Source organism: Chloroflexia bacterium SDU3-3 (assembly GCA_009268125.1).
GTDB lineage: Bacteria > Chloroflexota > Chloroflexia > Chloroflexales > Roseiflexaceae > SDU3-3.
In genome coordinates, this window is sequence record WBOU01000012.1 from 183,065 (window position 1) to 189,969 (window position 6,905).

General features: G+C 64.6%; 7 protein-coding genes. 3 read left to right on the forward strand and 4 right to left on the reverse strand.

Annotation, left to right across the window (positions count from 1 at the left end; genetic code table 11):
• Nucleotides 1-14 precede the first annotated feature (14 nt).
• Nucleotides 15-1,214: a urate hydroxylase PuuD gene (locus F8S13_19310; GenBank protein KAB8141552.1), complete on the forward strand. Its 1,200-nt coding sequence runs from the start codon at nt 15-17 to the stop codon at nt 1,212-1,214.
• Between the two features lie 317 nt (nt 1,215-1,531).
• Here F8S13_19310 and F8S13_19315 read toward each other — a convergent pair whose 3' ends face one another.
• From F8S13_19315 to F8S13_19325, 3 genes are all read right to left on the reverse strand, one after another.
• Nucleotides 1,532-2,029 carry a GNAT family N-acetyltransferase gene (locus F8S13_19315; GenBank protein KAB8141553.1) on the reverse strand — a complete coding sequence of 166 codons (498 nt, stop codon included), beginning with the start codon at nt 2,027-2,029 and terminating at the stop codon, nt 1,532-1,534.
• Nucleotides 2,026-2,499, reverse strand: a complete 474-nt coding sequence (locus F8S13_19320) for an RpiB/LacA/LacB family sugar-phosphate isomerase (GenBank protein ID KAB8141554.1) — start codon at nt 2,497-2,499, stop codon at nt 2,026-2,028. The genes F8S13_19315 and F8S13_19320 overlap by 4 nt, the downstream gene beginning before the upstream one ends.
• Before the next feature lie 69 nt (nt 2,500-2,568).
• On the reverse strand, nt 2,569-3,339 hold the full coding sequence (locus F8S13_19325) for a PadR family transcriptional regulator (GenBank protein KAB8141555.1): 771 nt from the start codon (nt 3,337-3,339) through the stop codon (nt 2,569-2,571).
• Nucleotides 3,340-3,409: 70 nt separating this feature from the next.
• On the opposite strand from F8S13_19325, the gene F8S13_19330 reads away from it, so the two are divergent.
• On the forward strand, nt 3,410-3,748 hold the full coding sequence (locus tag F8S13_19330; protein ID KAB8141556.1) for a hypothetical protein: 339 nt from the start codon (nt 3,410-3,412) through the stop codon (nt 3,746-3,748).
• Between the two features lie 82 nt (nt 3,749-3,830).
• On the opposite strand, the gene F8S13_19335 is transcribed toward F8S13_19330, so the two are convergent.
• Nucleotides 3,831-5,198 (reverse strand): glycosyltransferase family 39 protein, encoded by a 1,368-nt coding sequence (locus tag F8S13_19335; GenBank protein KAB8141557.1) that lies wholly within the window; start codon nt 5,196-5,198, stop codon nt 3,831-3,833.
• A gap of 975 nt (nt 5,199-6,173) precedes the next feature.
• Between F8S13_19335 and F8S13_19340 the strand changes: the two genes are divergently transcribed.
• On the forward strand, nt 6,174-6,734 hold the full coding sequence (locus F8S13_19340) for an exonuclease domain-containing protein (protein ID KAB8141558.1): 561 nt from the start codon (nt 6,174-6,176) through the stop codon (nt 6,732-6,734).
• Nucleotides 6,735-6,905 lie beyond the last annotated feature (171 nt).

Sequence of the window (6,905 nt, forward strand, 5' to 3'; positions counted from 1 at the left end):
TAAGGAGCATCCCTGTGGACCCGATGGTGCGCGAACTACTTGACCTCTTCGTCCGCTGGACGCACGTCATCGCCGGAATCATGTGGATCGGCAACTCGCTGCTGTTCAACTGGCTTGACCGCAACCTCAAGCCGTTCGAGGAGCAAGACCCCGCCTCGTTTGGCAAGATCTGGCTGCTGCACAGCGGCGCGTTCTACGAGGTCGAGAAGAAGCTGCTGCCCGCCGGTATGGCCTACCCCAGCAAAGTCCACTGGTTCATGTTCCAGAACCTCACCACATGGCTCAGCGGCATCGGCCTGCTGATCATCGTCTACTACATGGGCGGCGCGGCCTACATGGTCGACCCCGCCGTGGCCAACATCAGCGCGGGGATGGCCATCGCCATCGGCGTGGGCACGCTGGTGGTCTCGTGGTTCGTCTACGACCTGCTGTGGTGCTCGCCGCTGGGCAAGAACACCCCGCTGGCCTTCGCTATCTCGTTCGCGCTGCTCATGGCCGTCACCTACGGCCTCACCCACGTGCTCAGCGGGCGGGCCGCCTACATCCACGTGGGCGCGCTGCTCGGCACGATCATGACGGCCAACGTGTGGCAGTATATCGTGCCCTCGCAGCGGGCCTTGGTGGCCGCCACCAAGGCGGGCCTAGCCCAAGATCCAGCGATCTCGTACCGCGCCAAGCAGCGCTCCATCCACAACAACTACATGACCTTCCCCGTGATCTTCATCATGATCAGCAACCACTTCCCCAGCACCTACGGCAACGCGCTCAACTGGCTGCTGCTGATCATCCTGATGGTGGGCAGCGCCACGCTGCGCCACCTGATGAACATCCGCTTCTCCTACGGCGGCTGGCTGCGGCTGGCCGCTGGCACCGTGCTGGCCACCGTGGCGCTGCTGATCATCGTCATCACGATCACCACCCGCGCCCAGGCCACGGCGGCGGTCAGCGGGCCGGTCAGCTTCGCCCAGGCGCGCGGCATCATCGCCCAGCGCTGCGTGCCCTGCCACTCGGCCACACCCACCGACGACACCTACACCACCGCGCCCGCCGGGGTGCTGTTCGACACGCCCGCGCAGATCATCAACTACGCCACGCGCATCCAGGAGCGCGCGGTGATCGGCAAGACCATGCCGCTGGGCAACAAGACCGGCATCACCGATGAGGAGCGCGCCATCCTGGGGGCGTGGGTGGCGCAGGGCGCGCAGGCGAAGTAGCGCGGTGGTGCGTGCGGCAGGCCCCGCGAATGCCCGCGCGAACCTTGCGCTGCGTGGTCATTCCCGTAGGGGCGGATCTCGTGTCTGCCCGCAGTGAGAACGCCAAAGCCATCGCTCTCATCGGGTGTGATGACGATGAGAGCGATGGCTTCGGTGTCGTATCGTGGCTGCGCTGCTTCGGGCGGGCGCGCGGGCCATCGTGCCAGCGGGCGATGCGTGCTCTGCGTGTGCCCCTTCGTGCCTTCGGGTTTTCGTGGTGAAAGGGGCCGCTTATTCCTTGGTGTCTTGGTGCCTTGGTGGTAAAAACGTACTGCCTATCAAGAAGGTATCGGCGCTGCCTTGGCATCCAGCCGCTTGATCATCTGGATGTTGGTCGGCTCGTAGCCGGCCTTCTCGTAGAGCGCCCGCGCCGCGTGGTTGTGCCCGAACACATGCAGCCGGATGGCGCTGGCCCCGCGCTCGCGCGCCCAGTCATCCAGCAGTGCGAAGGCCTGCGCGGCGTAGCCCCTGCGCCGGAACGGCTCGTAGATCTCCACCTCATAGATGAACACCTGTAGCTCGCCGCCGCGCTGCTGGGTGTTTAGCCATAGCACGCCCACCGCCTGCCGCCCCTCGCCTTCCACCAGATCGTAGATGAAGTGGTCGGGTGTGGCCACGCCCTGCGGCAGCAGCGTGCGGAACTCCTCCGCCGACTTCTCGTAGGCCTCGTCGGGCGTCCAGCGCCCGCCGCGGATGTGGTCCTCGGCGTAGGCGCGGATGGCCTGCTCGCAGTAGCGCTGGAACGTCTCTTCGCCCATCGGCTCGAATGTGATCATGCTCCCCCCTCAGCTGTTCGTTGGTAGTCCCGCTCGATCTGCCCCACCCGCGCCACCTGCTGCAGGTTCCACGCGTCGTCGCCGGGCGGCGTGGCGAACCACGCGTCCAGGATCTCGGGCAGCGTGCCCTCGGGCGTGGCGCGCAGGCTCAGCGCCAGCGCGTTGGCGTGGTTCCACACCCGCGCGCCCCTGGCCGTCTCGGCGTCGTGGCAGAGCGCGGCGCGGATGCCGGGCACTTTGTTGGCCGCGATGCTGCAGCCCGTGCCCGTCCAGCACAGCACGATGGCCTCGTCGACCTCGCCGCTGGCCACCTGCTCCGCCGCCTGGCGTGTGACCACCGGCCAGTCGGCGTCGGCATCGCCCCTGGCCTGCGGGCCGAAGTAGCGCACCTCGTGGCCGCGCCACGCCAGCTCATTCAGCAGCGCGTCGATCAGGCCGGTGCGCATGTCGCTGCTCAGCGCGATCTTCATAGCGGTCGCTCCTCTGCTCGATGCCCCGTCGGGGCTGCGCGATGGTCTTTCTGGCCTGCTTGATAGGCTCTACGGCAGCTCGCCCCGCTCGATCTGGCCGATCAGGTCATCCATCCATGCCAGCGTGGTCTCGATCTGCATGCTGGCCAGCGCCAGCCCCGCGAAGATATTGCCTGGCATGCCGGGCTGCTGCCGCAGCTGCTCGCCCCGCTGGTGCAGCTGCGGCAGCACCGCGCGCATGTGCTGGCTGCGATGCTGGATCGCGGCCAGCAGATCCTCGCGGGGCAGCGCGTGCGCGAAGGTGATGGCCACCTGCAGCGGGTCGATCGTGGGCTTGTACTCCCACCAGTACTCGCGCAGCAGCCGCTGGAACTCGGCGTGGCCTGCCGGGGTGATGGCGTAGGTGGTGCGCGCTGGCCGACGACCCACCTGCCCCGCCCCGATCACATCGACAAGCCCCTCCTCTTCCATCTTGCCGAGCGCGAAGTAGATCGAGCCGTAGGCGATGTTGGCCCAGTGCTCGGCGTTCCATAGCTCCAAGGTGCGGCGCACATCGTAGCCGTGCTGTGGCTGCTGGCGCAGGACGCCAAGGATGAGCAGGCGTGTGGCGGTCATGGCCTTTTTCCTTATGCTCGTGCTTGGGGGAGCGCACCATGGGGCATGTTGCCCCGCGCTGCGGCTACCCGTTTTCTCGTAGGCCACACGGTGCGCGGTGCGGCGGGCGTCGCCTGCTGCCGCGCGTGTCTCGCAGGTTGTGGTGGTGCCATCTATTATTGCGGACACATAGGCGGCTGTCAATGTACGGCGGCGCGTCGCTGTGCTACAATCGTCGTTGGGCATTGCGGTATTGTTGATATGCGCGATGCGTATGCTTGTACGTATGAAAGGTACGTTTGCTGTGGAAGATAAGGTGTCAACGCGCGTGGTGGTCGCGTTCGCGCTCGTGTGCGTGGCAGTGCCGCTGATCGTGATGATCTGGCAGCCCGTGCTGGGCTTGCTGCTGCTGCCGATGGCTCTGCTGGTTGCGGCGCGTAGCTGGTATCTGCACCGCCGATGGGTGGATGCCGAGGGGCGCAAGCAGCACAGCCGCGCGCAGGTGAAGGCCAACCAGGCCAATATTATCTACGTGCAGGTGGTGGATGATCAGGGCAACGATCTGCCTCCTGCGGTGGCCCGCGCCAAGCTGGAGGCGGCGCACATGGAGGCGGGGCCGCGCGACACGGTGCTTCCGGCCCGCCGCAAGCTCTAGCGGCAGCGCCCCGCGCAGCGCGCGGGCGGCGGCGGCGACCCCATGGCCGCCGCCGTCTTCTGATGTAGCCTGTGCTACCCTGCTACGCCGCCGCCCCTGCGCTCAGCCGGGCGTAGATGCGCCTGGCCTGCCCGGATGTGAGCGCCGCCAGCGCCGCCGCGCTGTACATCACCAGCCAGGGCATCGCAGGCAGGTGGTAGCGGCTCTCGCCGTGGAACACCACCGCCACCGCCGAGTAGTACAGCGCGGTGAACACGCCAAACCACAGCAGCGGGTCGCGCCACTGCCCATGCCGTACCGCCGACACAAGCGCCATCCCCGCCAGCAGCAAGATGAGCACGTAGAAGCACGCCGCCGCCAGCTTTAGTCCCAGCAGCGCATAGCGCAGCGTGCTGGTGGGGTAGCTCTCGCGGCTGAAGCCGAGCTGGGCGAAGTCGAGGTTCTGCTCGTTGAGCCGTATGCCATCCACATCGCCCTTCCACAGATACCACGCCTGCGAGAGCATCCGCCCGGCGGTCGCGATCGGCTGGGTTTTGATCGCGTCGATAGCCTGGTCGCGCAGCCAGCGGTCGGCCTCGTACTCGTTGGTGTTCATCATTCTGCCGTAGGTGTCCATGATCTCGCGTGGGACCGCCATCCCATCCAGCTCGCCGCGTGTGACGACCGGGCTGGTGCTGAGGAAGAGCGTTAGACCGCTGTTGCCGGAGACGAGCTGCACGTGGCCGGTGATGCGATAGTTGCGCACGATCCATGGCACCATTATGAGCGCGATGGTGAGCGCCAGGATGCCAAGCGAGCGCGCCAGGATGCGTAGCGGCGGGCGCGGCGCGGGCCGTGCCATGTGCTCGAAGACCAGCAGGGCCAGCGGGATGAACAGAAACTGCGGCTTGACCATGGTGGTGACGCCGCACATGACCCCGGCCAGCGCCAGCTTCCACGGCGAGCCGCCCTGCGCGAGCATGAGGTAGCAGCTAGCCAGCGAGCAGCACAGGAACAGGCTCTCGGACATCACCTCGGCGCTGTAGGCGATCTGGTTGGCGTAGCACGCCATCAGCAGCACGGTGAGCAGGCCCACATACCGCGACCGGAAGATTTGCACGGCGATGCGATAGCTAAACCACATGCTCATAGCGGCGAGCGCGATGTTTATCAGCTTGGCAGCGAGCACCGATGGGCCGGTGGCCATGAAGATGGTGGCCAGCATGGCGGGGTAGCCGATAGGCCATGTGTTGGTGAGGTGCCCATCGATGCGGTAGCCCAGGCCCGCCGCGATGCTGGCGGATGTGCGCATGTAGTAGACGCTGTCAAAGACGCCCGGCGTGGTGGGCACCAGCAAGATGTAGAGCAGCCTTAGCACCACGCCAAGCGCGATGCCGCCCAGCACAAACAGGTGCACGCGGCTGCCAGCCTGCCCATCGGTTGGCGGCGAAGAGGGTTTTGGTTGTTTCATGGAACCTATAGCTCGTTAGGGGCGGGTTCTTTTCACGGCAGAGTGTACCATATCTTCTCACCTCTGCCCAACGTCGGCCCACACGTGGTGCCCGCTGCTGCGCTTGCTGTCGACAGATGCGTGGTGGTGGCATAGGTGCTGTCGGTCGAGCAGCAGGTTTAGCCACGCCAGCATGCCGATGGTGATACCTGCGCCGATGGTGCACTCGCGCGGGGCATCGATATGCGAGAGCCTATACAAATGTAATAGGCAGCAAAATTTTTACCATCAAGATTCCAAGGCACCAAGAAATGCCAGAATATTTTCATTTTGAAGGAAGCTACAAGCATTTTTGCCGCAAAGGTATGAAGGTGCAAAAGAAAAGGAATGGGGTGAAAGAAGCCATTGATGCTGCTCAATAGGTGTCACTTTTAAAGGCTTGCCTACCCTTTTTGGTAAAAGGCGCAGTTGGCTGCCGTTCATCTCGCATTGCAGACATCGCATTGAGGTGATGCCCGCAATGCCCCGCAATGGGTGTAGGGGCGGGTCTTGTGCCCGCCCCATCGAGGCTCGCCGCAGGCATCGAACGCCAATCGATGATAACGGCGTGTGACGATGCGTTATGATGCGTGCCACGACGCATACATTGCATGCATCGGACGCCTCGGCGATGTGCGCGATGTATGCGTCGCGGGTGGGCACAAGACCCACCCCTACGTCAATGATCCCATCGCGCCCATGCCCACTCGCTGCCGGTGACACTACCGGGCATGGCTCGGCACGCCGGATCGCACCGCCTGCCGCATCCAGAGGCCCGGCCCATGAAGGTCGCTATCTACTGATATATCTGCTGTCTATGCTAGCGTGTTTCATCTCAGCACATCTTGGGACAGAAAGCCGAGCTTTGTGGCCTATGCGGGGCGGTCTGTGAGCTATGTCGTTGCTACGAGGGGTATCATAAAGATACACATTATGAACGGGGAAAGAAACACACCTATGCGCTACATCATCATTGATCTGGAGGCCACCTGCTGGGAGCGCGGGGTCAGTCGCGCACAGATGGAGACCATCGAGATAGGCGCGGTGCGGCTGGAGAGCAGCTCCGGCCCGGCCTCCGGTGAGTTCGCGGCCTTCGTGCGCCCCGTGGCCTCGCCGGTGCTTAGCGCATTCTGCACGCAGCTTACCAGCATCCGCCAGGAGGATGTGGATGGCGCGGCGTTCTTTGGCGCGGTGCTGTGGGATCTGCTGTCGTGGGCGGGCGAGGAGCCGTTCTGGCTGTGCTCGTGGGGCGCGTACGACCTGGGGCAGCTGCGCGCCGACTGCGAGCGGCATAGCATGGTGATGCCGGATGCGCTGGAGCGCCACATCAACCTGAAGAAGCACTTTGGCAGGCTGTACGGCTGCGGCCCGGTGGGGATGGCGGGGGCGCTGAGGATGTGCGGTCTGCCACTGGAGGGCACGCACCACCGTGGCATCGATGACGCCCGCAACATCGCACGGCTGGCCACGCGCATCCTGCCCGCGCTTGAGCGCGAGGGCCTAATCGCGGGGGCGTAGGTATCGTTGCGGACGGGCATGGGTTTGCGTTGTTTTACGATGGTGCATGTCGGCTTCAACATGAAGCATGTCGGCTTCAACATGAAGCATGTCGGCTTCAACATGAAGCATGTCGGCTTCAACATGAAGCATGTCGGCTTCAACATGAAGCATGTCGGCTTCAACATGAAG